1 protein-coding gene is annotated in these 285 nt (G+C 63.9%); it reads right to left on the reverse strand.

Annotation, left to right across the window (positions count from 1 at the left end):
* Positions 1-285, reverse strand: a 285-nt coding sequence (locus MD536_RS21465; protein WP_239603829.1) for a hypothetical protein, incomplete at both ends; no start/stop codon positions are given.

Here is a 285-nt window from a genome sequence, read left to right on the forward strand (position 1 = left end):
GGGTGTCTTGGTAGCCCCAGTTCCAACCCACCGAAACGCCCGTGTAATAGAGGTCGGCAATATGATTGTGCGCGACCCGGTTGGTGCCGCTTTGGAAGATGATCACACCGCACCCGGGGGCGAAGATGCGGCCCAGTTGGACGATTTCGTTGTCGGTGATCTGATGAGAATGGCAGGCGTCGAACGCCGCAGTCTCCCGGTCGCCGGGTTCGCCAATGCGCACGCCGCCGGCCGCGATGGACCGGATGGTGTTGCCCCGGATCTGCCAGTGCTGTGCCCCGCGAC

The sequence above is a fragment of the Flavihumibacter cheonanensis genome (genome assembly GCF_022352215.1).
Classification (GTDB): domain Bacteria; phylum Bacteroidota; class Bacteroidia; order Chitinophagales; family Chitinophagaceae; genus Flavihumibacter; species Flavihumibacter cheonanensis.